The sequence below is a fragment of the Sphingomonas molluscorum genome (genome assembly GCF_039522995.1).
GTDB lineage: Bacteria > Pseudomonadota > Alphaproteobacteria > Sphingomonadales > Sphingomonadaceae > Sphingomonas > Sphingomonas molluscorum.
In genome coordinates this window covers 247,222-270,687 of the sequence record NZ_BAAAEL010000002.1, presented here as the reverse complement: position 1 = coordinate 270,687, position 23,466 = coordinate 247,222, and the positions used below count along the sequence as shown (strand labels likewise).

Here is a 23,466-nt window from a genome sequence, read left to right as displayed (position 1 = left end):
ATCGAGATGACCGATCAAGCGATCTCCGGTTTCTGCCCCGTGTCGGCGCGGGACGACCGCAAGTCGGCGGCTGTCGCGCTGGCTGGGCAGAGCGGGCAGGGCGGCGTGCAGATGCGCGTCGTGCGCGATTTCGCGGAAGCCCGCGGGCTGCTGCGCAATCCCGAAGCGCGGCAGGCGGGGTTCCTGGCGGACCTGGTGAACAAGGTGTCGCTCACCCGCGTCCCGATCCTCTACCAGCACGGGGCGGAGCACCGGCGGCAGCGCGGCGCGACCGCGCGCTTCTTTGCGCCGCGGGTGGTCACCACCGCCTATCGCGCGCTGATGGAGCGCACGAGCGACGAACTGGTCGCGCGCCTCAGGGCGACAGGGCGGGGCGATCTGGACACGCTCGGGCTGGAGATGGCGGTGACGATCGCGGCGGAAATCGTGGGCCTGACCGACAGCGACCGCGCGGGGATGGCGAAGCGGCTGGGCGCGCTGGTGACCGGCATGCCGCAGGGGGGATCGTGGCTGGCGACGGTGCTCGGCTTCGCACGCGGGCAGCTGCGCGCGCTGAATTTCCTGCTGCGCGACGTCCGGCCTGCGGTTGCGGCACGGCGGCTGCAGCGGCGCGACGACGTGATCTCGCACCTGCTGGACGAGGGCTATTCGGAGCGCGAGATCCTGACCGAATGCCTGACCTATGGTGCGGCGGGCATGATCACCACGCGCGAATTCCTGACCATGGCCGGCTGGCACCTGCTGGAGGACGATGCGCTGCGGGACCGCTTCCTGGCTGGCGACGAGGGCTCGCGGATCGCGATCCTGGAGGAAATCCTGCGCCTGGAACCCGTCGTCGGCATGTTGTTCCGCAGGACCGCGGCCGAGAGCGAGGTCGTCGCGCTGGACGTGCGGGGTGCGAATGGCGACGCTGCGGCCGTCGGAAGCTGCCCGCATCGGCTCGATCCGGACCGGAGCCCGGCCGAGCGGGTCGGACGCGCGGGGCTTGCCTTTGGCGACGGCGCGCATCGCTGCCCCGGAGCCCAGGTCGCGCTGCAGGAGGCGGCGATCTTCCTCGATCGGCTGCTGCGTGTCCCCGGCATCCGGCTGGCACGCACGCCGGACATCGGCTGGAACGCGCTGATCGCGGGTTATGAACTGCGCGGTGCGACGCTCGTGTGCGAAGGCGCAGCGGCATGATCGCGCGCTTCGCCATCGCCGCCGCTGCTGTGACCCTGCCGCTGGCGACAGCGGCAGCGGCCGCCCCGACCAGTCCGACCGGCCGCTGGCTGACGGAGGGCAATCAGGCGATCGTGGAAATCGCCCCCTGCGGGCCGGCGCTGTGCGGCGCGATCGTGAAGGTCCTGAAGCCCGATCCGAAGGCGCCGAAGACCGACGTCAACAATCCGGATCCCAGGCTGCGGAACCGCTCGACGAGCAGCCTGCGGATCCTGACCGGCTTTGTCCCGGACAAGGCGCGGTGGAAGGGGCAGGTGTACGATCCGCGCAGCGGCCGCACCTACAAGTCCTTCCTGGCAGTGCAGGCGGATGGAACGCTGGCGCTGACCGGCTGCGTCTGGAAGCTGTGCCAGACTCAATCCTGGCGGCGGGCGCAATGACCGGGCAGGTCCGCACCCCACGGCGTCAGCCCTGGGGCAAGGATCGCGATGTGGGAAGTGGTGCCCGGGGACGGGGTCGAACCGCCGACACTGCGATTTTCAGTCGCATGCTCTACCAACTGAGCTACCCGGGCATTCCGTCCTAAACCGGACAGAGCGCGCCTGTTAGTCGGCGGATTCTTGGCTGTCCAGCCCGCTGTGCGAAATTCTTTCTGCCGGGGCCTGGGTGCCCGGCAGGCGATAGCCTTCGCCGAGCCAGTTGAGCAGGTCGCGGTCGCGACAGCCCTGGCTGCAGAAGGGGGCGTGCTGCGCGGCCACAGGGGCTCCGCACAGCGCGCAGACGTCACGGGAAGCGCGCTTGGACATGGCCGGCGGATATGGCGAGGGCGGGGTCCTCCCGCAAGGCGACGGGCGCGCCGATGCGGCTTGCAAGCTCCGCCAGCCACTCAGGACGGGCAGCGAGATGGGCGATGAGCGCTGGGTGCGCGGTGGGCGTGCGCTCGCCCGCGCCGCCGGTGCGTTCGGCGACGCGCAGCAGCGCGCGGGCGTGGGCGGCGACGGGATCGTGGGCGTGGAGCTCCGGGATCGACACGCGGGCGCGGCGGCGGACGATTTGGACGAAGCCGAAGCCGTTGACGGCGGTGCGCTCGAACGGCTGTGGCAGGGCGGCGTCGATCGCCGCGGCGGCGGCCTGGCGCGCGGCCTTGTCGCCGGCGTCCGGCAGGTCGATGCCGATCGAGCCGCCAATGTCGAGGCGGCGGATGGCGCGGGCGGCGGCGGCGGCTCCGGCGACGGCGAGGGTGGCGGGCGCCTGCTCGCCGTCCACGTCGATCAGCGTCATCGCCGGGGTGAGCGAGAGGGTGAGGCTGCCGGTGGCGAATGCCACCCGGCCGGTGACGGCTTCCTCCAGCAGCGTCGACCAGCCGGCGTCCTCGAGCAGGTCGGCGTCGAAGCGGCCGAGCAGCTGCGCGTCGGGAAGGCGTTGGAGCAGGTCGGGGCCGGGGCCGGGCGTCGCGCCTTCGAGTGCCGGACGCGCGCGGGCGCGTTTGGGCTTACCGGGCTCGGGGAGCGGCGGGCGGGTGATCTCGATGAGGAGCGTGGCGCCCTCAGGCGTTGCGCGGGGCAGGGGAGCGAGCATCGCCTCGCCGCAGTCCCACACGACGACGCCTTCGTTGCGCTGGGTCAGTCGCTTGGCGAGGCGTGCCGCCAGCACCGTGCCGGCACGGAGGCTATCGTCGGGCTCGATGCACGCTTCAAGGATGCTGTCGCCGTCGAGCAGCGCGGCGCGGGTTTCGCCGATCCCGCGCTCGACGACCCAGCGCATGGGGTCAGGCGAAGCGGTAGCCGCTGGTTTCCAGCAGCGCGCGGGTGTCGAACAGCGGCAGGCCAACAACGCCGGAATGGCTGCCCGACAGGAAGCGCACGAAGCTTTCGGCGCGGCCCTGGATAGCGTAGCCGCCCGCCTTGCCCTCACCCTCGCCCGAGCGAAGATACCAGTCGATCTCGACGTCGGTGAGCCGCTTGAAGGCGACGACGGTGTCGGTGACGCGCACGCGGGCCTTGCCGTCGAGCCCGATCACGCACACCGCGGACAGGCAATGGTGGCGGCGCCCGGAGAGCAGGGCGAGCATGGCGCGGTGGTCGGCCTCGTCGGCGGGCTTGTTGAGGATGCGGCGGCCGACGCCGATGGTGGTGTCGCCAGCGACGACGATCTCGTCCGGCGCGCGATCGACGGCGCGCGCCTTTTCCTCGGCCAGCCGCAGCGCGTAGGGGCGCGGCAGTTCGCCGGGGCGCGGGGTCTCGTCGAGTTCCGGGCCGGCGATGCGATCGGGCACGACGCCGAGTCGCGCCAGCAACTCGCGGCGGCGCGGGGAGGTGGAGGCGAGGACGAGCCGCATTGGCTCGGGTCTTATTTGAAGCGGTAGGTGATACGACCCTTGGTCAGGTCGTACGGGGTCAGCTCGACGAGCACCTCGTCGCCGACCAGCACGCGGATGCGGTTCTTGCGCATCTTGCCGGCAGTGTGGCCGAGAATCTCATGGTCGTTCTCAAGCCGGACGCGGAACATGGCGTTGGGCAGAAGCTCCACCACCTGACCGCGCATTTCCAGAAGTTCTTCTTTTGCCAAAAAATCCTCGCAGGGCTGAAAAGTCGCGGTGCCTTACTCCGGGCGCCGCCAAAAGGAAAGGCGGACGCGGTTCCCGCACGGGCCGCCGCACATCCGACGCGCCCGATATGGGGAGGCTGTTGCCCAAAGTCCACGGAAGGCGGGGCCGAAGGCCCGATCAGGTGCCGGCGAGGGCGGCGAGCAGCAGCAGGGCGACGATGTTGGTGATCTTGATCATCGGGTTCACGGCCGGGCCGGCGGTGTCCTTGTAGGGATCGCCCACCGTGTCGCCGGTGACGGCGGCCATGTGCGCTTCCGATCCCTTGCCGCCGTAGTTGCCGTCCTCGATGTATTTCTTGGCATTGTCCCAGGCGCCGCCGCCCGAGGTCATCGAGATGGCGACGAACAGGCCGGAGACGATGACGCCGAGCAGCATTGCGCCGAGGGCCGCGAAGCCCTGCGCCTGGCCCGCGACCGCGGCGATGACGAAGTAGACGAGGATCGGGGAAAGCACGGGGAGCAGCGAGGGGACGATCATCTCGCGGATTGCGGCGCGGGTGACGATGTCGACGGTGTGGGCATAGTTGGGGCGGCTGGTGCCGGCCATGATGCCGGGATCGTCGCGGAACTGGCGGCGGACGTCCTCCACCACCGATCCGGCGGCGCGGCCGACCGCGGTCATGCCGAACGCGCCGAACAGGTAGGGGAGAAGCGCGCCCAATAGCAGCCCGACGATCACGTACGGGTTCGATAGCGAGAAATCGACGGCGAGTTCGGGGAAGAAGCGGTTGAGGTCGGTGGTGTAAGCGCCGAACAGGACGAGGGCGGCAAGCGCTGCGGAGCCGATCGCATAGCCCTTCGTCACCGCCTTGGTGGTGTTGCCGACCGCGTCGAGCGCATCGGTGCGCTGGCGGACGTCGTCGGGGAGCCCGGCCATTTCGGCGATGCCGCCGGCATTGTCGGTGACGGGTCCATAGGCGTCGAGCGCCACCACCATGCCGGCGAGCGCCAGCAGCGCGGTGGCGGCAAAGGCGACGCCGATGATGCCGGCAAGCTGATAGGACGCGATCACCGCGACGACGATCACCAGCGTGGGGAGGGCGGTGGACTCCAGCCCGATGGCGAGGCCCTGAATGACGTTGGTGCCGTGGCCGGTGGCGGATGCACGCGCGATCGAGCGGACCGGGCGATAGCGGGTGCCGGTGTAATATTCGGTGATCCACACCAGCAGCGCGGTGACGCCCAGGCCGATCATCATGCACCAGAACAGGTCCATGCCGGTGAAGTGGGTGGACGCGGTGGCGGCGGTGCCGAGCGCGCCCTCAACCGTCAGCGCATCGTCGAGCGGGTCCAGGAAGCCGGCGCCGCCGATCACCTGGTCGAGGTCGCCGAGCGTCCAGCGGCAGGCGAGATAGATGAGCGGGACCGCGAGCACGATCGTGGTCCACAGCCCCTTGTAGAGCGCGCCCATGATCGAGCCGGTGCGGCCGAGCCGGACCATATAGGTGCCGGCGATCGAGGCGAGGATGCAGGCGCCGCCCACCACCAGCGGCAGCGCCATCAGCGCGAGCAGCTCGGCGGAGGAGGCCTGCACGAGCAGCGCGATCGACACCATGGTGAGACCCAAGGTGACGACATAGGTTTCGAACAGGTCGGCGGCCATGCCGGCGCAGTCGCCGACGTTGTCGCCGACGTTGTCGGCGATCACGGCGGGGTTGCGGGGATCGTCCTCGGGGATGCCGGCCTCGACCTTGCCGACCAGGTCGGCGCCGACGTCTGCGGCCTTGGTGAAGATGCCGCCGCCCAGCCGCGCGAAGATGGAGATGAGCGAGGCACCGAACGCGAGTGCGGTGAGCGCCTCGACCACTTCGCGATCGTTGGGCGCATGGCCGGCGATGGAGACGAGATACCAGAAGAGGCCGGCGATCGCGAGCAGGCCGAGCCCTGCGACGAGCATGCCGGTGATGGCGCCCGATCGAAAGGCGAGGGTGAGGCCGGCCTGGAGCGAGCGGCGCGATGCTTCTGCGGTGCGGACGTTGGCGCGTACGGAGATGGTCATGCCGACATAGCCGGCTGCGCCCGACAGCACCGCGCCGAGGACGAAGCCGCCCGCGGAGAGCAGGCTGACGGTGGGGATGAGGAGGATGGCGACAAGCACGCCGACGACGGCGACCGCGCGATACTGGCGCCCGAGATAGGCGCCGGCGCCCTCCTGGATCGCGGCGGCGATCGCCTGCATCCGCGCGTCGCCGGGGGAGGCGCGCAGCACCTGCATGCCGGTGAAGACTCCGTAGAGAACGGCGAGGACGCCGCATGCCATGGCGAAATAGACGATCGTCATTTGCCCCTCCTGTCCGAGGTGGCCCGGCGTTCGTGCGTCGGGTCTAACCCATCGGCGCGAGCATATGCCGATGCGGCGGGAGCACAAGGGCGTTCGGGTGAGGGAACAGCGCCGCCGACCTCACGCGCCTCTCCTTCCGCGCGCTTCTCCTTCCGTTTGTCTCGAGCAGGGATCGAGCTCTGTCGAGAGCCCGTGTCGAGAGAGCCGCGGCCGGTTTCTCGAGACGCCGTCTCGACAAGCTCGACGGCTCCTCGAAACGAACGGGGATGTCCGACCCCGCGGGGCGGTGACGACGCTGCGCATGCCCGTTCGTCCTGAGGTGCCATTGAGCGAAGTCGAAATGGCGTATCGAAGGACCGGCGCAGGTGCTTCGATACGGGGCTTCGACAAGCTCAGCCCCTACTCAGCACGAACGGTTCTCGCTCTAGCCGCCGTGATGGGGCAGCCGATCCGTAGGCAACCCTGTACCCCGGCGAAGGCCGGGGCCCAGTTGGGGGACGGGAGCGAAGGTGCGAACCCTTACCGAGTGCGTCGCAACTGGACCCCGGCCTTCGCCGGGGTACGGGGGGGCGGGGGCAGGCCTCGCCTATCCGCCGTGGTGTTGAAAGCCGAGCCGCGTTGGGAGCGGTATGGGGGCGGCGTTGTCGGTGAGGACGAGGCCGGGCTCGGCGTGGAAGCGCCCCACCTGGGTGGCGGGTACCGGCGGCGTGACACCGGCCGGAAGCGCGAACAGCAGCTCGTAGTCGTCGCCGGCGGTGGCGGCGGCGAGGCGGGCAGCGTGCGAGTCGCCGTCATAGCGGACGAGATTGGCGGAGCGGGGAACGTGGGCGAGGTCGATCGTGACACCCAAGCCGCTGGCGGCGGCCATGCGGCTGGCGTCGAGCAGCAGGCCGTCCGACACGTCCATCATGGCGTGCACCACCGGCGACAGCGCGTGGCCCTCGGCCAGGCGCGGGGTGGGGCGGCGGTAGTGGTCGAGCAGCGCCGGCGGTCCCTCGGCGCCACGGGCGATGGCGAGGCCGGCACCGGCGTCGCCGATGGTGCCGGTGACCCAGAGCGCGTCGCTTGCGCGCGCACCGTCTCGGGCCGGCGTTACGTCGCTGTGGCCGATCGCGGTGAGCGACAGGAAGCGCGGGCTGCCGGCGGGCTGGCGTACGGTGTCGCCGCCGAGCAGCGGGCAGTCGAACGTGGCGAGCGCCACGCCGAGCCCGGCGAGGAACGCGCGGTCCCAAGCATCGTCGCCGAGCGGGTAGCCGAGCAGCACGCCGACCGGCGTCGCGCCCTTGGCGGCGAGGTCGGAGAGGTTGGTGGCCAGCAGCTTCCAGGCGACGGTGTCGGCGGGATCGTCGGGCAGGAAATGCACGCCCTCCACCAGCAGGTCGCTGGTGAGGACGGTGGCGGGCGTGGTCCCGGCGGGCAGCACTGCCGCGTCGTCCGTCAGCCCGCGCGCGGCGGGGTGGAGCGGCAGCGCGCGCAGCGCCTCCAGGAACTGGGCCTCGGTCATGCGGCGGTTGTGCCCCGGACGGGGCAGCGCGTCACGCCTCCGGTGCTTCCGTTGCAGCCGGCGAGCTGCCGCGCACGGTCTTGGCGACGCCGTCCAGCAGGCCGTTGACGAAGCCCTTTTCGCGGCGGTCGTAAAAGGCGTCCGCGACGTCGATATATTCGCTGATGACGGCGGCGGCGGGCACGTCGACGCGGGCGATCAGTTCATAGGTGCCGGCGCGCAGGATCTGGCGCATCGGCTTGTCGAGGCGGTCGAGCGACCAGCCTTCGGAAAGCTTGGCGGTGATGGCGCGATCGATCTCCTCGCGGCGGGCGTCCACGCCGCGCACCACGTCGTCGAAGAAGGCGATGTCCGCCTCGGCATATTCGACGCCCTCGATGGTCGCGCCCAGGCGGTGCTGGTGGAACTCGTGCAGCAGCGTCGGGATCGGCGTGCCCTCCATCTCCTGCTGGTAGAGCGCCTGGACGGCAGCGAGGCGAGCGGCGGCGCGGGCCTGGCGGAGCGCACGGGGGCGAGGATTGGGCGTGGTCATGATCAGGTCGTCCATTGGCCGGGGCGCAAGGAGAATGCGCGCGCCGGCGAGAAAGTTCAGGAAAGGCGGATCGCGACCGAGCGGGCGTGGGCGGGAAGCCCCTCCGCCTCGGCCAGCGTGACTGCGGCCGGGCCGATACGCCCAAGTGCCGCAGCATCCAACCCTAAGAAGCTGGTGCGCTTCATGTAATCGAGTACCGACAGGCCGGAGGCGAAGCGTGCGCGGCGGCCGGTGGGCAGCACGTGGTTGGGACCCGCCACATAGTCGCCGACCGCCTCGGGCGTGTGGCGACCGAGGAAGACGGAGCCGGCGTTGCGCACACGGTCGAACAGCGGCTCGGGATTGTCGACGGCAAGCTCGAGATGCTCGGGCGCGAGGCGATCGACCAGCGGCATCGCCTGGTCGAGGCGTTCGACCAGCACGATCGCGCCGTTCGCGTCCCAGCTGTCGCGGGCGACGGCCTTGGTGGCGAGGGTGGCGATCTGGCGATCGACCGCCTCGGCCACGGCATCGGCGAAGAGCGCGTCGTCGGTGAACAGGATCGACTGGCTGGTGGGATCGTGCTCGGCCTGGCTGAGCAGGTCGGCAGCGATCCACTCCGGATCGTTGGCGCCGTCTGCCACCACGACGATCTCGGACGGACCGGCGACCATGTCGATGCCGACGACGCCGTAGAGCTGGCGCTTGGCCTCCGCGACCCAGGCATTGCCCGGACCGGTGACGACGTCGACCGGCTTGATGCGTTCGGTGCCATAGGCGAGCGCGGCGATCGCCTGCGCGCCGCCGATGCGCCATACCTCGTCCACGCCCGCAAGCGCGGCGGCGGCGAGGACGAGCGGGTTCACCACGCCATCGGGGGTGGGCGTCACCATCACCAGCCGCTCGACGCCCGCGACCTTGGCGGGGACGGCGTTCATGAGGACCGAGGACGGGTAGGCGGCGCGCCCGCCCGGCACATAGACGCCGGCGGCCTGGACCGCGCGCCACCGGGCACCGAGGCGGACGCCTGCGTCATCGACTTGGTCGCTGTCGGCGGGGCGCTGCTTCGAATGGTAGGCGACGATGCGGTCGTGGGCGAGTTCGAGCGCGGCGCGCAGATCGGGGGCGAGCCCTTCGAGCGCGGCGATGCAATCGGCCTGCTCGATGCGCCAGCCGGTCTCTTCCGGATCGTGGCGGTCGAAGCGGCGGGTGAAGGCGGCGAGCGCGGCGTCGCCCTCGTCGCGCACGGCGGCGAGGATCGCGCGCACGTCCCGGGCGACATCGGCGTCGGCCTCACGGCGGGCGTCGACGAGCTCGGCGAAGCCGCGCTCGAAATCGAGATCGGTGAAGTCGAGCCTCAGCATGCGGTCTTCTCCATCACCGCACGGCGGAACGCGTCCACCAGCGGCACCACGTCGGGCCGGGTCTTGAAGGCGGCGCGGTTGGCGACGAGGCGCGAGCTGACCTCGGCGATCACCTCGACCTCGACCAAGCCGTTTTCCTTGAGCGTACGGCCCGAGGAGACGAGGTCGACGATGCGCGGCGCGAGGCCGAGCACCGGGGCGAGCTCCATCGCGCCGTTGAGCTTCACGCACTCCGCCTGCACGCCGCGGCGGGCGAAGTGCTGGCGGGTGACGTGCGGATATTTGGTGGCGACGCGGACATGGCTCCAGCCGCGCGGATCATCGTGCTCGGCCATGCCGGCGGGTTCGGCGACCGAGATGCGGCAATGGCCGATGCCGAGATCGACCGGCGCGTAGAGCTCCGAATATTCGAACTCGGCAAGCACGTCGGAGCCGACGATGCCGAGCTGGGCGGCGCCGTGCGCGACGAAGGTCGCGACGTCGAACGCGCGCACGCGGATCAGGTCCACGGCGGGCGTGTTGGTGCGGAAGCGCAGCGCGCGGCTGCCTTCGTCGGAAAAGGCGGGTTCCGGCACGATGCCGACGGCCGCCAGCAGCGGCAGCGCCTCTTCGAGGATGCGCCCCTTGGGGACGGCGAGAATGAGCGGATCGGTCATGAGCGGCGCGGCTTTACTTGGGGTGTGCGACCGGCGCAACTCGGCCGGGCCCGGCCGGGATCACGCGCCATCGAGTTCGGGATAGTGGCGGAAGATGCCGTCCTCGTTGAACGACAGGCGTCGATCGCTCGCAAGATAGGCGGCGACGCCCGGCAGGGAGCGGACGAGGCCATGGATCTTGAGCAGCGCGGGATAGTCATGCTCGATCGCCGCCATGCGCCGCGGGAACATGTAGCGCAGCCCCTCGATCAGCTGGAACAGCGAGGTGTCGGCATAGGTCCAGCGATGGTCGATCAGCCATTCGCCGGGGTTCGCCTGTGCCGCGCCGTCGAAATGCGCCAGGAACTTCGGGATGCGCTCGGCCCGGAACTGCTCGGCGGCGCGGAGCGCCTCCGCCTTCTGGTCCTCGTAATATTCGCCCATGGCGACGGGATGGTGGATGTTGTGCACCTCCGCCACCATGTCTGCGATCGTGAGCTGGAGCTGGTGGAGCCAGAGCCGGTCGGAAAGGCGCGAGGGCGCCAGGTCGTGACGCTCGCCCAGATAAAGCAGGATGTTCGCGGTCTGCCCGATCACGAAACCCTGGAGCTCGAGATAGGGCGGGGCGAAGGGCGGGCGCTGGGTGTAGCGGGCCATGTCCTCGACCAGCGCCTGGGTGCCGCGTTCGCGGGCGCAGTCACAATATTCGATACCGGCCGCTTCCAGCGCCAGGCGCACGAACTCGCCGCGACCCTGGATCTCAGGCCAGTACCAAAGATTGTACGACATCGGCGCTACTCTCCTGGAGCGCGGGCCCGGATTGCCAGCGCGTGGACGCGGTCTATGAGCAGGTCGGACAGGGCCTGGTTCACCATCCGCTGGCGCTCAACGCGCGAGCGGCCCGCAAAGGCCCCGCTTTCGACGACGACGGTGAAGTGGGATTCGCCGGTGCCGTTGTCGCCGCTGTGGCCGGCATGGCGCCCGCTGTCGTTGATGACTTCGAGATGCGTCGGGGCAAGCGCCTGCGTGAGGCGAGCGGTGATTTCGGAGGCGATGGGGCCGGTGGCGGTGGTCTGCATCGCGCCTATATAGTTGGTTTGCATGAGGGTGTCGCGTGGCACGCGAGAAGATCGGGAAGGACCGGCCGAACACGCGGTTCCATGGTCGGGTGGAAAGCGGGCGAGCCTGTGAGGCACCGGGGTGCGTCGAGGCGGGCGAGTTTCGCGCACCGCCGCTGGAGGGTGCGCCGCAGGGTAGCGACCGCCCATCCGGCTATCGCTGGTTCTGCCTGGACCATGTCCGCCAGTTCAACGCCGGCTATAACTACTTCGCCGGCATGACCGTGGAGGAGATCCACGACGCCCAGCGGCCCTATGCCGGCTGGGAGCGGGAGACGCGTGCCTTTGCGAGCGCAGGCGGCGATCGCGGCCCGCGCTGGGCGGACTTCGCCGATCCGCTCGACGCGATCGGGGCGAAGTTCAAGGCCAACGTCCGTGCCGAGCGCAAGGACGGGCGGCCGCTGACGCCGGGCGACCGATCCGCACTGAAGGTCATGGGGTTGGAGGTCGATGCCGACCGCACGGCGCTGCGCAAGCGCTACAGCGAGCTGGTGCGGCAGTATCATCCGGACCGGAACGGCGGCGACCGCAGCCATGAAGGGGCGCTGCAGAAGGTCATCGCCGCCTATCAGCAGCTCAAGGGATCGGCGGCGTTCGCCTGACGGCGCGGCTCATGGCTTTGCCGGCAATCCGGCAAGCCGGCGGGCGACCGCCTCCAGTTGCGCCGCGACGGCAAGCCAGCCGTCCTCGAAGCCCATCGCGCGGTGCGTCTCGCAGTCCTCTGCCGTCCAGTGGCGGGCGGCCGCGCGGTAGCGGGTGCCCGTGCCTTCGGGCGTGAACTCGAACAGCCCGACGAAGGGGAAGGGCACGCCCGCCTGGGGGCGCCAGCCGGGGGCGAACGCGTTGGTGAACACGACGCGCTGCTGAGGGATGGCTTCCAGGATCACGCTTTCGTCGTCGTGACGCTCGCCCTCCGGGCTGATCATCGTCGTCGCGAAGCGGCCGCCGGCTTGAAGTTCCAGGACGTGGAGCTCGGTGCGCCACGGCAGCGGACACCACCATTCCTCCAGATGCTCGCGCCATGCCTGCCAGATGGCGGTGACGGGCGCGTCGAGGAGGCGCTCGATGACGAGTTCGTGATTCATACGGCGTCTCCGCGTCGCGCCGCTTCGATCGCGGCGATGTCGATCTTCACCATGCCCATCATCGCCTGCATCACGCGGGCGGCGGCCGCCGGATCGGGATCGGCTAGGCCGTCGACCAGGGCACGCGGGACGATCTGCCAGCGCACACCCCAGCGGTCGCGGCACCAGCTGCAGGCGATCTCCGTGCCGCCGCCCTGGGTGATGGCGTCCCAATAGCGATCGGTCTGGGCCTGATCCTCGGTCATCAGCTGGAAGGAGATCGCGTCGGTAAAGGCGACGCCCGGCCCGCCGTTGAGCGCGAGAAAGGCGTTGCCGGCGATGGTGAAGCCGACCGTCAGCACGTCGCCCGCCTTGCCCGCCGGCCAGTCGGTGGTGGCACGGTGGATGTCGGTGATGCGGCTGTCGTCGAAGCTGTCGACGTAGAAGCGGGCGGCCTCCTCCGCGCAGCCGTCGTACCAGAGGCAGGCGACGACCTTCGCCGGGGTGCTCATGGCGTAGCCTTGGCCGCGGCGACGACGCCGAACTGGGCACCATGGGGATCGGTGGCGACGATGATGCGCTCGTCGCCGGGCACGTCCATCGGCCCCATGTCGACGGTGCCGCCGGACGCCACCACTGCGGCCGCGGCCGCGTCGATGTCGGCGGCGCGGAAGTAGAATTGCCACCCGCCGGGCGGGGCATCGGCAGGGCGCTGCATGATCGCGCCGATCGTCTCGCCGCCCGCCTCGACGAAGACATAGTCGCCCATGTCGCCCATCGGCATGCGATCGGGATAGGCCCAGCCGAACACCTCGGCATAGAAGGCGAGGGCGCCGGCTTGGTCGGGCGTGGTCAGCTCGTTCCAGCCGCACTTGCCCGGGCCGTTCGCCTCCCAGGCATGGCTCGCCTCGTCCATTTCGCCGCGCATCACGTAGAAGGGGATGCCCTGCGGGTCGGCCACCAGGGAGAAGCGGCCGACGCCCTCCATCGTCTGCGGCGCGACGTGGACGCTGCCGCCGAGCGCCTGGATTCTGGCGACGGTCGCATCGACGTCGTCCACCCCGACGTAGAACAGCCAGCCGGGACGGGCGCCGCCGGCTTCCAACTCGGGCGCCAGGCGCATCATGCCGCCGACCTGTCCCTGGCCGGTGTCGATCAGGCGATAGTCCATCGCATCGGACATGGGCGCACCCACGCTCCAGCCGATCACCGCTTCATAGAAGCTGGTCGCGGCATCGGGATCGGGGGTGAGCAGTTCGTACCAGATCGGAAAGCCGTGCGGATTGCGCATGGGATGCTCCTATTGGTCGAGGATGGGGAGGAAGCCGCCGAAGATCATGCGCTTGCCGTCGAACGGCACGGTGCCGGGGTCCTGCATGCGGGCATCGGCCATCACCTTGGCCTGGCCGGCGTCGCGCACCTCCTTCGACGGCCATTCGATCCAGGCGAACACCACCTTTTCGCCGTCCGTGACCTTGGTCGCGCGGTTGAAGTCGGTGACCTTGCCGTCGGGCAGGTCGTCGCCCCAGGCCTCCACCACGCGAGTGGCGCCATGTTCGAGGAAGACCGGCGCCGCCCGGCGCGCCAGGTCGAAGAAGGCGTCCTTCTGGTCGGGTGCCACAGGGATCAGGAAGCCGTCGACATAGCCGGTGGTGCCGCCGGGACCCTCGTCGACCAGCGGGTCGAAACCGGCGAAGATCATGCGGCTGCCGTCGAACGGCATTTCGGCCATGTCCTCCATGCGCGGGTCGTCCATCATGGCCTGAAGCGCGGCATCATAGGCGGCCTGATCGGCATATTCGATCCAGCTGAATACGACGGTCTCGCCGTCCTTTGCCTGCACTGCGCCCCGGAAGTCGGTGACCGTGCCGTCGGGCACGTCGTCGCCCCAGGCCTCGACCATCCGGCGCGCGCCGAACTCCTTGAACAGGGGTAGCGCCTGGGCCGCGTGGTCGCGATAGACGTCGCGATTGGCGGTAGGCACCGCGGTGACGAAGCCCTGGATGAAGGTCATGCGTCCTCTCCCTGCATCGCGAGCATCGCCGCAGATTCCGGCGGATGCCCGGTGAAGCCCTTCCGCTGCGCGTCGAGCGCGCGTCCGAACGCGGGCCGCGCCTCCCCGCGCTCGACATAGGCGGCGAGCGCCGGATGCGCCTCGACCAAGCCGCTGCCGCGCAACTGGCGAAGCGTGCAGACCATCATCAGGTCCCCGGCGGAGAAATCGCTGTCGAGCCAGGTGGACTTCCCCAGCCGTGCGGCGAGGTCTTCGAGCCGGTCCTGCACACGGGCGCGCACCACCGGCAGCCGGTCCTTCGCCCAGGGCATGTCGCGCTCGAACAGCGAGGCCATGCCGAAGTCGGCGATCGGCAGCTCGACGCTGTTGAGCGCGGCGAACATCCACTGGATCGCGCGGGCGCGCGCCGCGGGTTCGGCGGGGAGCAGGCCGCTGCCGCTCTCAGCAATGTGCAGCACGATCGCGCCGGATTCGAACAGCACCAGATCGCCGTCCTCATAGGTCGGCACCTGCCCGAACGGCTGGAGCGCGCGGTGGGCGGGATCCTTCTGGCTTTCCTGCGGCAGGTATCGAACGGTGTAGGGCCGCCCGGTCTCCTCCAGCGCCCAGCGCACTGGCAGGTCGCGCACCAAGCCGCGCGCGAAATCGGGGACCCAGTCATAGGCGGTGATCACGGGCGGGGTCATGCGTCTCCCTCCTTCTTCATGCCCTTCAGCAGGGCGTAGATCGCCATCGCGTGGCCGTGACCCAGACCGAAATCGGCCTTCAGCCAGTCGGTGACCTCGGTTGCCTTCACCCCCGGCGCGATGCCGCCTTCGCGGGTGAGGCCGCGGGACGCCGCGAGCGCGCGGAAGTCCGCAGGCGTCTTGCCGGTGTTGCGCTCGATCGTGTCGAGATAGGCCTGGAAGGACATGTCACGCCTCTGCCGGCTGGGCGTGGGTGGCGGTTGCGGCCGCCATGTCCATGGCGAACGGGCCCCAGCCATGGCCGTCGGGATCGTCGAAGGCGCGGCTGTACATGAAGCCGAGATCCTCGGGCTCGTGCATCTCCTTGCCTCCGGCGGCGATCGCGGCCCGGGTGATCGCGTCGACCTCCGCCCGGCTGTCGAAGGAGAGGGCGAGCAGGGCGCCGCTGTGCGTGCGCGCCTCGATGATCTCCTTGTTCGTGAAGGTCCGGTAGAAGCCATGGTCGAGCAGCATGACGTAGATGCTGTCCGACCAGACCATGGCCGAGGCCTGTTCGTTGCAGAAGGTCGGGTTCTTTTCGAAGCCGATCGCTTCGTAGAAGGCGGTGGCCCTGGCCACGTCGGCGACCGGCAGGTTCACGAAGATCGCGCGGGGCATGCTGCATCCTCTCCGACTCGTTGTTTGACCAGCATGCCTGCCGCACTTATCTTTGACAACTATGGAGTCACTAAAAATAACCAATGCGGAAAAGCGGTGGTACGACGACGCCTGTGGCGCGGCGTTGGGGATGGAGTTCGTCGGCGAACGCTGGGCGCTGTTGATCATGCGCGAGCTGTTGCTGGCGGCGCGGCGGTTCGGCGAGCTGCGCAGCGGGTTGCCGGGGCTGAGCGCCAATGTGCTGACGCAGCGACTCGCTTCGCTGGAGCGATCGGGGATCGTCCGGCGCACCAAGCTGCCGTCGCCCGCCAACGTGCAGGTCTATGAGTTGACCGCCTGGGGACGGGAGAGCGAGCCGGTGATCCTGGCGCTGGCGCGCTGGGCGCTGCGCTCCCCGGCGCACGACCCGAGCCTGCCGTTCTCGCCCGTGTCGCTGCTGCTGTCGCTGCGTATGCTGCTGGTGCCCGAGCGGGTGGGCGAGTGGCAGGCGACGGTCGGCATTCGTACGGGCGAGGAGACGTTCGAGGCGCGGCTGGAGCAGGGGGAGCTGAAGGTGGCGCGCGGGCCGATCGACGGCGTGGAGGCGGTGCTGGCGGGCACGCCGTCCGCCTTCCTGCCGGTGATCTACGGTGGCATGCCGCTGGCTGCAGCCGAGAAGGCGGGAATGCTGCGCGTCGAAGGGAACCGTGCGGTCGCGGAGCGGTTCGTCACTCTCTTCGCCCTGCCGGACAAGGTGGCCGTTGAGTAAGGCCCCGCGTTCGTCCTAAAGCGGGCCCAAGCCCCGGCGAAGGGCACGAAAGGCTTTCATGACCAGCACCTCCGACCTCCAGCTCGACCGCAGCGAAACCACCGTCCTCGACGCACCGGACCGCACCGTGGAGGTGCGCGAGGTGTTCGGCATCGACACCGACATGAAGGTGCCCGCCTTCAGCATCGCCGACGAACGCGTGCCGGACGCCGATCCGGCCTATGTGTTCGATCCGGACACGACGCTCGCGATCCTGGCGGGCTTTGCCTACAACCGCCGCGTGATGGTGCAGGGCTATCACGGCACCGGCAAGTCGACCCACATCGAGCAGGTGGCGGCGCGGCTGAACTGGCCGTCGATCCGCATCAACCTGGACGCGCACATCAGCCGCATCGACCTGATCGGCCGCGACGCGATCGTGCTGAAGGACGGTCAGCAGGTCACTGAATTCCGCGAGGGCCTGCTGCCCTGGGCGCTGCAGACCCCCACGGCGCTGGTGTTCGACGAATATGACGCCGGCCGCCCGGACGTGATGTTCGTGATCCAGCGCGTGCTGGAGACCGAGGGCAAGCTGACGCTGCTCGACCAGAACCGCGTCATCCGCCCGAACCCGTATTTCCGCCTGTTCGCGACCGCCAACACGGTGGGCCTGGGCGACACCAGCGGGCTGTATCACGGCACGCAGCAGATCAACCAGGGCCAGATGGACCGCTGGAACATCGTGGTGACGCTCAACTACCTGCCGGCCGAGACCGAGGCGAACATCGTGCTCGCCAAGTCGGGCGAGTACGACCAGGCCGGCGGCAAGGAGACGGTGCAGAAGATGGTCCGGGTGGCCGAGCTCACCCGCCGCGGCTTCATCAACGGCGACATTTCGACCGTGATGAGCCCGCGCACCGTCATCACCTGGGCGCAGAACGCGCTGATCTTCAAGGACGTGGGCTTCGCCTTCCGCCTGTCGTTCCTCAACAAGTGCGACGAAGCGGAGCGCGGGCTGGTGGCGGAATATTACCAGCGCGTGTTCGGCAAGGACCTGCCGGAAAGCGTGGCGAAGAAGGGTTGAACCCGGGGTGGGGGTGGACTAACTCATTGGTCCACCCACGTGGAGGCGCGCGATGGCCGAGGCCGACCCGCACAAGATCTACAATGTCCACGAGGCGAAGACCCACTTCTCCCGGCTGATCGACCGTGCGCATGCGGGCGAGGAGATCGTGCTCGCCAAGGCGGGCGTGCCCTATGCCAAGCTGGTGCCGGTGGCGCCTCCCAAGCAGGAGCCGCGCCGCCCCGGCCGGTTCGCGCACCTGCGCAAGGACGTAGCCAGCGACATCTGGTTCGAGCCCGAATACAGCGATGCCGAGCTCGACCGCTTTGCGGGCACGTTGGCGGATCTCTGACGCTTGGCCTATCTGCTCGACACGCATGCGCTGATCTGGTGGTGGCTTCAGGACCCGAAGCTCTCGCAAGCGGCTGAGGACGCGATCGCAAGCCGGGCGGCGCGCGTGTTCGTGAGCCCGATCTCCGCATTCGAGATCGCGCTGAAGGTACGTCAGAGTCGCCTGGCGGCAATGGCCGAGCCGCTTCGGCAGTTTGAGGACGCCGTGGCGGCGGACGGCATGACGCACCTGCCGCTGCGGCACGACCATTGCCGCACGGCCGGGTTGATGGAGAGCGAGCATCGCGATCCGTTCGACCGGCTGATCGCGGCGCAGGGCCTGACGGAGGGCCTGATTGTGATCACAAAGGACCCGCAGTTTGCGGCGTTCGGATGCGAGACGCTTTGGTAATGGCGACGGACACGCTTCTCGACCAGTTCCGCGACGCACTGCGGGGCACGGCACGCGCGCTTTCGGGCGATGCGGAGGTGGAGCTTGGCTTCACCGCCGATGCGCCCGCGGCATCCGGGCGGCACATCAAGGTGCCGATGCCCGCACGCGCGCTGCCGCCCGAGCAGGTGGCGGAGGCGCGCGGCTTTGCCGATGGCTTTGCGCTCCGCATGCGGCTGCACGACCATGCGCTGCATGCGCGCAATGCCCCGGCCGATGCGGTCGCGCGCGCGGTGTTCGATGCGGCGGAGACCGCGCGCGTCGAAGCGCTGGGATCCGAGGGCTATGCCGGCATCGCCGACAACCTGGATCAGGCGCTGGCGATGCGACTGCGGTCCGACCCACTCGCGCGGGCGCGCACTCGCGCCGAGGTGCCGCTGTCGACCGCGGTCGGCCTGATGGTGCGCGAGCGGTTGACGGGCAAGCTGCCGCCGGCGTCGGTGGCTCCCGGCATGGCGCTGGTGCACGACTGGATCGAGGAGCGGGCCGGTGAGGCGCTCGACGCGCTGGCGGCGACGGTGGGCGACCAGGCGGCGTTCGCGCGTGCGACCACGCGCATGCTCGAGGGCCTGGAGTTGGTGCAGGGCGAGGTGGAGCCCGAGGACAGCGAGGAAGGCGGCGAGGAAGACGAGAGCACCGAGGATCAGTCGCAGGACGAGGGCGACGACGGCGAGGCCGAGGAGCAGCCCGGCGGCGAGGGCGAGGTAGAGGCGCGCGGGGAGGACCGGCGCGAGCAGGACCCGGGCGGCGAGGGCGAGGAACGGTACGACGACGCCGCCGAGGATGGCGAGGGCGAGCTCGGCGACGAGGGCGAGGGCATGATGCCGGTGCGCCCGAACCGCAACTGGTCCGACCAGCCCGCGCAGTTCGACTATAAGGCGTTCACGACCGCGTTCGACGAGGTGGTGGCCGCGACCGAGCTGTGCGATTCCGACGAGCTCGATCGGCTGCGCGCCTATCTGGACCAGCAGCTGATCCAGCTGCAGGGCGTCGTGACCAAGCTCGCCAACCGGCTGCAACGCCGGCTGATGGCGCAGCAGTCGCGCAGCTGGGACTTCGACCAGGAAGAGGGGATGCTCGACGCGGCGCGGCTGGCGCGCGTGGTCATCAACCCCGGCCAGTCGCTGTCGTACAAGATCGAGCGCGAGGCGGAGTTCCGCGACACGGTCGTCACGCTGCTGATCGACAATTCGGGATCGATGCGCGGGCGGCCGATCTCGATCGCGGCGATCAGCGCCGATATCCTCGCGCGCACGCTGGAGCGGGTGGGCGTCAAGGTCGAGGTGCTGGGCTTCACGACGCGTGCCTGGAAGGGCGGCCAGTCGCGCGAGGCGTGGCTGGCGGCAGGGCGCCCGCCGCAGCCGGGACGCCTGAACGACATTCGCCACATCGTCTACAAGCAGGCCGACGAGCCGTGGCGCCGCGCCAAGAAGGCGCTGGGCCTGATGATGCGGGAGGGGCTGCTCAAGGAGAATATCGACGGCGAGGCGCTGCTGTGGGCGCACGGGCGGCTGATCGCCCGGCCGGAGGACCGCAAGGTGCTGATGGTCATTTCCGACGGCGCGCCGGTGGACGATTCCACGCTGTCGGTGAACTCGGGCAGCTATCTAGAAAAGCACCTGCGGCAGGTGATCGGCTGGATCGAGGGGCGCTCGCCCGTCGAGCTGGTGGCGATCGGCATCGGCCATGACGTGACGCGCTGGTATTCGCGCGCAGTGACGATCATGGATGCCGAGCAACTGGCCGGCACGATGATCGACCAACTCGCCGCCCTGTTCGACACGCCGTGAAGGATGTGGAGCCGCCGGCGGGCGGCTTCGCCGGGCCGGTGAAGCGATCGGTGACGATCGCCGGGCACCAGACCTCCATCAGCCTGGAGCCGCTGTTCTGGCAGACGCTGGAGCGAGCCGCGGCGGCGCGTGCGCTGCCGCTCAACGCGCTGATCGCGGCCATCGACGCCGCCCGCATCCAGTCTAACGATCCGCCCAACCTCGCCAGTGCGCTGCGCTCCTGGCTGCTCAGCGACATCTTGATACAAAGCTGATAGTCAGTCGCAATAGCGTTGACTCTGCAAACTCCTCGCAATAGCAGTGCTGCAACTGCATTGGGGGGAAACTTCTTGAAACAGCGCATCGCTGCCCGGACACCCGGCGCCACCTTCCTGGCGCTTTCCTGCGTCGGCTTCATCGCCTCCAGCCCGGCTGCCGCCGCTCCCGCGGATCCCGTCGCGAAGCATGGCGTGACCGAGCCGGACGACCAGATCCTGCGCACCGACGAGGTGGTGGTGACCGGCGAAGTCTATTCGCCGCGCCAGGAGAGCCCGAAGAACACCCGCAAGGTCCGCGACATGCCGCAGACCGTGACGGTGATCACCAACGAGACCATCGAGCAGCAGAACCTGCTGACGCTGCGCGACGTGCTGACGACGGTGCCGGGCATCACCTTTGGCGCGGGCGAGGGCGGTGCCGGTTTTGGCGACGCGATCAACCTGCGCGGCTATTCGGCCAACAGCGACATCACCCAGGACGGCGTGCGCGACAGCGCGCAATATACCCGCACGGACTCGTTCAACCTGGAACAGCTGGAGGTCGTGAACGGCGCGAACTCGGTCTATGCCGGATCGGGTTCGGTCGGCGGATCGATCAACCTGGTGACCAAGCGCCCACTGGCGATCGACCGCACGGTGGTGACCGGCGGCATCGGCACGGACGACTATTATCGCGGCACCGTGGACACCAACGTCCGGGTCAGCGACCTGGTGGCGGTGCGGCTGAACGCGATGGCGCACAAGAACGACGTCCCCGGCCGCGACGTGGAGAACTACCGCCGCTGGGGCCTGGCGCCGTCGGTGACGATCGGGATCGAGGGGCCGACGCGGCTGACCTTCCAATACCTCCATCAGGAGGACGAGAACATCCCGCAGTACGGCGTCCCCTACTACATCAACGCGACGAACGACGGGCCGCTGCCCGGCGTCGACCGCAGCAGCTATTACGGCTTCCGCAACATCGACACGCAGGAAAGCAACGTCGACCAGTTCACCGCGACCTTCGAGCACGAGTTCAGCGACCGGGTGAGCATCCGCAACCTGACCCGCTGGCAGGACGTGCGCCAGTTCACGCTGGTCGATCCGCCGCTGGGGACGTTCTGCCTGGCCTCCGGCTTGCTGGCGACGGGCGCTGCGTGCCCGGCGACCACCCCGGCGGGCTTCTACCTGCCGTCGGGCCCGCGTGGAAACACGCGCGACACCCGCAACCAGCTGGCGTTCAACCAGACCGACCTGCGCGCGGTGGTGGACACCGGGGGCATCGAGCACACCATCACCCTGGGTGCGGCGGCGAGCTGGGAGAAGTTCTTCCTGTCGAGCGGCAATTCGCTGCGCAATCCGGACGGATCGACGCCATTCACCAGCCTGCCGCTGATGTCGATCGGCAATCCCAACGACGTGGTGACCGGGCCCGCCGGCTTCACCTATGGCAACAACGTCTACGACGGGCCGGTGAACTTCATCCCCAGCGCGCGCCAGACCGGCGTCCTGGAGAACTACGCCGCCTACTTCTTCGACGCGATCAAGTTCTCGGATCATTTCGAGATCAACGGCGGCGTCCGCTACGAGCACAACAAGGGCTGGAACCGCAGCGACGTCGTGCAGGCGACGAGCACCGGTGCGGTGCCGCTGGGCACGGTCACGCCGGGCCCGCGCCTCGACAACAAGGACAATTTGTTCTCGTATCGCATCGGCGCGGTCTACAAGCCGGTCGAGGCCGTCAGCCTCTATGCCGCCTATGGCAATTCGGAGACGCCGTCGAAGACCTCGGTCAACGGCTCGTGCACCGAAGCCACCTGCAACGTGAAGCCGGAAAGCGCCAAGAACTACGAGATCGGCGCCAAGGCGGAGCTGTCGGACGGGCGGCTGCTGCTGACCGCGGCGGTGTTCCGCAACGAGCGTGACCAGTACAAGGTGGCCACGGGTGATCCGATCATTCCGGAGCAGCAGCTGGACGGCAAGTCCCGCGTCGACGGGATCGCGCTGGGCGCGGTCGGGCGGATCACGCCTGCGTGGACGATCACGGCCAACTACACCTATCTGGACAGCGAGGTGCTGCGCAGCATCGCCCGCAACTCGCCTCCCGGCACGATCGACCCGCAGCGGGGCAATCCGCTCCCCAACACGCCCGAGCATTCCGGCAGCCTGTTCACCACCTATCGCCTGCCGTTCGGGCTGCAGCTGGGCTATGGGCTGACCTACCAGGGCAGCTTCTACCTCAGCAACAGCACGCCGACCCCGGCCACCGTGCTGTACAAGGTCGACGACTACCTCGTGCACAATGCCTATCTGGCGTACGACTTCACGCCGAACTTCTCCGCGCAGCTGAACGTGAAGAACGTGGGCGACACGGAATATTACACGCGCGTGCGCAGCAACGCGTCGACAGGCGTGGGCTGGGCGACGCCGGGTGAAGCGCGGTCGGCGGTGCTGACGCTCAGCTACCGCATGTAAGCCAGGACAGGGCCGCGGCCTCTGCGCCGCGACCTTGGGAACAAGGACGCCACCGATGCTGATCGCCATTCCCGAGGTGCTCGAGGCCGCTGCCGTCCGGCGACTGCGGGCGATCATCGACGCGGCCGAATGGGTCGACGGCAACGTCACCTCCGGCCATCAGTCCGCGCTCGCCAAGCGCAACGAGCAGCTGCCGGAGGCGTCGGCGGCGGCGAAGGAAGCGGGAGGCATGATCCTGGACGCGCTGGGTCGCACGCCGCTGTTCGTGGCGGCGGCGCTGCCGGCCAGGGTGTTTCCGCCGCTGTTCAACCGCTATGGCGTCGGCCAGACCTTCGGCGCGCATGTTGACAACGCCGTGCGCATTCAGCGCGGGACGGACTTCCGCATCCGCAGCGATCTTTCCGCGACGCTGTTCCTGGAAGATCCGGATGCGTACGACGGCGGCGAGCTGGTGATCGAGGGGCAGTTCGGCGTGCAGAGCGTCAAGCTGCCGGCCGGGCACATGATCCTCTATCCCGCCTCCAGCCTGCACCGCGTGGAGCCGGTCACGCGGGGGCGGCGGGTCGCGTCCTTCTTCTGGATGCAGTCGATGGTGCGCGACGACGGCGAGCGCCGGATCCTGTTCGAGCTCGACCAGTCGGTGCAGCGGCTCGCCGGCGAACTGGGGCACGCCGATCGCTCGGTGATCGAGCTGACCGGCGTCTATCACAACCTGCTGCGGCGTTGGGCCGAGGTCTGAACACCAGTTGCGACTTGTTCGCAACTTCTGCCTGCCCTATGCCCGCGCCATGCCGG

The 23,466-nt window shown here is 69.2% G+C and carries 29 protein-coding genes and 1 tRNA gene; 11 read left to right on the top strand and 19 right to left on the bottom strand.

Features of this window, described 5'->3' with window-relative positions:
• Positions 1–6 precede the first annotated feature (6 nt).
• Complete coding sequence (locus tag ABDZ92_RS05835; protein ID WP_164521202.1) at positions 7–1,179, top strand: cytochrome P450; 1,173 nt, start codon at positions 7–9, stop codon at positions 1,177–1,179.
• A complete protein-coding gene (locus ABDZ92_RS05830) occupies positions 1,176–1,598 on the top strand; it encodes a DUF2147 domain-containing protein (protein ID WP_125959906.1) in 423 nt (140 codons plus the stop codon). Before ABDZ92_RS05835 ends, ABDZ92_RS05830 begins: the two co-directional genes overlap by 4 nt.
• A 58-nt stretch (positions 1,599–1,656) precedes the next feature.
• Here the strand turns inward: ABDZ92_RS05830 and ABDZ92_RS05825 are convergent.
• The 12 genes from ABDZ92_RS05825 to ABDZ92_RS05770 form a co-directional block, all read right to left on the bottom strand.
• Positions 1,657–1,732: transfer RNA gene (locus ABDZ92_RS05825), tRNA-Phe, on the bottom strand.
• A gap of 31 nt (positions 1,733–1,763) precedes the next feature.
• On the bottom strand, positions 1,764–1,964 hold the full coding sequence (locus tag ABDZ92_RS05820; protein ID WP_125959905.1) for a DNA gyrase inhibitor YacG: 201 nt from the start codon (positions 1,962–1,964) through the stop codon (positions 1,764–1,766).
• Entirely contained in the window at positions 1,942–2,922 is a 981-nt protein-coding gene (locus tag ABDZ92_RS05815; protein ID WP_343761973.1) for a ribonuclease, read from the bottom strand. Before ABDZ92_RS05815 ends, ABDZ92_RS05820 begins: the two co-directional genes overlap by 23 nt.
• A 4-nt stretch (positions 2,923–2,926) precedes the next feature.
• Entirely contained in the window at positions 2,927–3,496 is a 570-nt protein-coding gene (locus ABDZ92_RS05810) for a Maf family protein (protein ID WP_125959904.1), read from the bottom strand.
• A gap of 11 nt (positions 3,497–3,507) precedes the next feature.
• Positions 3,508–3,726 carry a translation initiation factor IF-1 gene (infA, locus tag ABDZ92_RS05805; RefSeq protein ID WP_003049127.1) on the bottom strand — a complete coding sequence of 73 codons (219 nt, stop codon included), beginning with the start codon at positions 3,724–3,726 and terminating at the stop codon, positions 3,508–3,510.
• A 157-nt stretch (positions 3,727–3,883) separates the two neighbouring features.
• Positions 3,884–6,046, bottom strand: a complete 2,163-nt coding sequence (locus tag ABDZ92_RS05800; protein ID WP_125959903.1) for a sodium-translocating pyrophosphatase — start codon at positions 6,044–6,046, stop codon at positions 3,884–3,886.
• A gap of 586 nt (positions 6,047–6,632) precedes the next feature.
• The gene (thiL, locus tag ABDZ92_RS05795; protein ID WP_272695109.1) at positions 6,633–7,550 is read right to left on the bottom strand and encodes a thiamine-phosphate kinase; all 918 of its coding nucleotides are present in this window, start codon (positions 7,548–7,550) and stop codon (positions 6,633–6,635) included.
• A 31-nt stretch (positions 7,551–7,581) separates the two neighbouring features.
• Complete coding sequence (nusB, locus tag ABDZ92_RS05790; protein WP_272695108.1) at positions 7,582–8,097, bottom strand: transcription antitermination factor NusB; 516 nt, start codon at positions 8,095–8,097, stop codon at positions 7,582–7,584.
• 41 nt (positions 8,098–8,138) lie between these two features.
• Positions 8,139–9,425 (bottom strand): histidinol dehydrogenase, encoded by a 1,287-nt coding sequence (gene hisD, locus ABDZ92_RS05785; protein WP_125959901.1) that lies wholly within the window; start codon positions 9,423–9,425, stop codon positions 8,139–8,141.
• Positions 9,419–10,081, bottom strand: coding sequence for an ATP phosphoribosyltransferase (gene hisG, locus ABDZ92_RS05780; protein ID WP_125959900.1), 663 nt, complete (start codon positions 10,079–10,081; stop codon positions 9,419–9,421). The genes hisD and hisG overlap by 7 nt, the downstream gene beginning before the upstream one ends.
• A 60-nt stretch (positions 10,082–10,141) precedes the next feature.
• On the bottom strand, positions 10,142–10,849 hold the full coding sequence (locus ABDZ92_RS05775; protein WP_125959899.1) for a glutathione S-transferase: 708 nt from the start codon (positions 10,847–10,849) through the stop codon (positions 10,142–10,144).
• A 5-nt stretch (positions 10,850–10,854) separates the two neighbouring features.
• Entirely contained in the window at positions 10,855–11,139 is a 285-nt protein-coding gene (locus ABDZ92_RS05770) for a BolA family protein (protein WP_125959898.1), read from the bottom strand.
• Positions 11,140–11,174: 35 nt separating this feature from the next.
• On the opposite strand from ABDZ92_RS05770, the gene ABDZ92_RS05765 reads away from it, so the two are divergent.
• Positions 11,175–11,780, top strand: coding sequence for a J domain-containing protein (locus ABDZ92_RS05765; protein WP_125959897.1), 606 nt, complete (start codon positions 11,175–11,177; stop codon positions 11,778–11,780).
• 9 nt (positions 11,781–11,789) lie between these two features.
• Here the strand turns inward: ABDZ92_RS05765 and ABDZ92_RS05760 are convergent, their stop codons facing one another.
• From ABDZ92_RS05760 to ABDZ92_RS05725, 7 genes are read right to left on the bottom strand one after another with little or no spacing between them, the layout of a single operon-like run.
• Positions 11,790–12,263 carry an SRPBCC domain-containing protein gene (locus ABDZ92_RS05760; protein WP_125959896.1) on the bottom strand — a complete coding sequence of 158 codons (474 nt, stop codon included), beginning with the start codon at positions 12,261–12,263 and terminating at the stop codon, positions 11,790–11,792.
• A complete protein-coding gene (locus ABDZ92_RS05755; protein ID WP_125959895.1) occupies positions 12,260–12,754 on the bottom strand; it encodes a VOC family protein in 495 nt (164 codons plus the stop codon). Before ABDZ92_RS05755 ends, ABDZ92_RS05760 begins: the two co-directional genes overlap by 4 nt.
• Positions 12,751–13,533: a VOC family protein gene (locus ABDZ92_RS05750; RefSeq protein WP_125959894.1), complete on the bottom strand. Its 783-nt coding sequence runs from the start codon at positions 13,531–13,533 to the stop codon at positions 12,751–12,753. Before ABDZ92_RS05750 ends, ABDZ92_RS05755 begins: the two co-directional genes overlap by 4 nt.
• 9 nt (positions 13,534–13,542) lie before the next feature.
• Complete coding sequence (locus tag ABDZ92_RS16985) at positions 13,543–14,256, bottom strand: DUF1428 domain-containing protein (protein ID WP_125959893.1); 714 nt, start codon at positions 14,254–14,256, stop codon at positions 13,543–13,545.
• Positions 14,253–14,942: a glutathione S-transferase family protein gene (locus tag ABDZ92_RS05735; RefSeq protein ID WP_125959892.1), complete on the bottom strand. Its 690-nt coding sequence runs from the start codon at positions 14,940–14,942 to the stop codon at positions 14,253–14,255. Before ABDZ92_RS05735 ends, ABDZ92_RS16985 begins: the two co-directional genes overlap by 4 nt.
• Positions 14,939–15,169: a DUF4287 domain-containing protein gene (locus ABDZ92_RS05730; RefSeq protein ID WP_125959891.1), complete on the bottom strand. Its 231-nt coding sequence runs from the start codon at positions 15,167–15,169 to the stop codon at positions 14,939–14,941. The genes ABDZ92_RS05735 and ABDZ92_RS05730 overlap by 4 nt, the downstream gene beginning before the upstream one ends.
• Before the next feature lies 1 nt (position 15,170).
• Positions 15,171–15,599 carry a VOC family protein gene (locus ABDZ92_RS05725; protein ID WP_125959890.1) on the bottom strand — a complete coding sequence of 143 codons (429 nt, stop codon included), beginning with the start codon at positions 15,597–15,599 and terminating at the stop codon, positions 15,171–15,173.
• Positions 15,600–15,660: 61 nt separating this feature from the next.
• Here ABDZ92_RS05725 and ABDZ92_RS05720 point away from each other — a divergent pair, with 61 nt between their 5' ends.
• The 8 genes from ABDZ92_RS05720 (at position 15,661) to ABDZ92_RS05685 (ending at position 23,410) form a co-directional block, all read left to right on the top strand.
• On the top strand, positions 15,661–16,347 hold the full coding sequence (locus ABDZ92_RS05720) for a winged helix-turn-helix transcriptional regulator (RefSeq protein WP_125959889.1): 687 nt from the start codon (positions 15,661–15,663) through the stop codon (positions 16,345–16,347).
• 58 nt (positions 16,348–16,405) lie between these two features.
• Positions 16,406–17,410, top strand: coding sequence for a cobaltochelatase subunit CobS (gene cobS / locus ABDZ92_RS05715; protein WP_125959888.1), 1,005 nt, complete (start codon positions 16,406–16,408; stop codon positions 17,408–17,410).
• A 52-nt stretch (positions 17,411–17,462) separates the two neighbouring features.
• Positions 17,463–17,741 (top strand): type II toxin-antitoxin system Phd/YefM family antitoxin, encoded by a 279-nt coding sequence (locus ABDZ92_RS05710; protein ID WP_125959887.1) that lies wholly within the window; start codon positions 17,463–17,465, stop codon positions 17,739–17,741.
• Positions 17,742–17,744: 3 nt separating this feature from the next.
• On the top strand, positions 17,745–18,131 hold the full coding sequence (locus ABDZ92_RS05705) for a type II toxin-antitoxin system VapC family toxin (protein ID WP_125959886.1): 387 nt from the start codon (positions 17,745–17,747) through the stop codon (positions 18,129–18,131).
• Complete coding sequence (cobT, locus tag ABDZ92_RS05700) at positions 18,131–19,960, top strand: cobaltochelatase subunit CobT (protein WP_125959885.1); 1,830 nt, start codon at positions 18,131–18,133, stop codon at positions 19,958–19,960. The genes ABDZ92_RS05705 and cobT overlap by 1 nt, the downstream gene beginning before the upstream one ends.
• The gene (locus ABDZ92_RS05695) at positions 19,957–20,214 is read left to right on the top strand and encodes a ribbon-helix-helix domain-containing protein (RefSeq protein ID WP_125959884.1); all 258 of its coding nucleotides are present in this window, start codon (positions 19,957–19,959) and stop codon (positions 20,212–20,214) included. Before cobT ends, ABDZ92_RS05695 begins: the two co-directional genes overlap by 4 nt.
• A gap of 75 nt (positions 20,215–20,289) precedes the next feature.
• On the top strand, positions 20,290–22,671 hold the full coding sequence (locus tag ABDZ92_RS05690; RefSeq protein ID WP_241211771.1) for a TonB-dependent receptor: 2,382 nt from the start codon (positions 20,290–20,292) through the stop codon (positions 22,669–22,671).
• Between the two features lie 55 nt (positions 22,672–22,726).
• Complete coding sequence (locus ABDZ92_RS05685) at positions 22,727–23,410, top strand: Fe2+-dependent dioxygenase (RefSeq protein WP_125959883.1); 684 nt, start codon at positions 22,727–22,729, stop codon at positions 23,408–23,410.
• Positions 23,411–23,466: the final 56 nt, after the last annotated feature.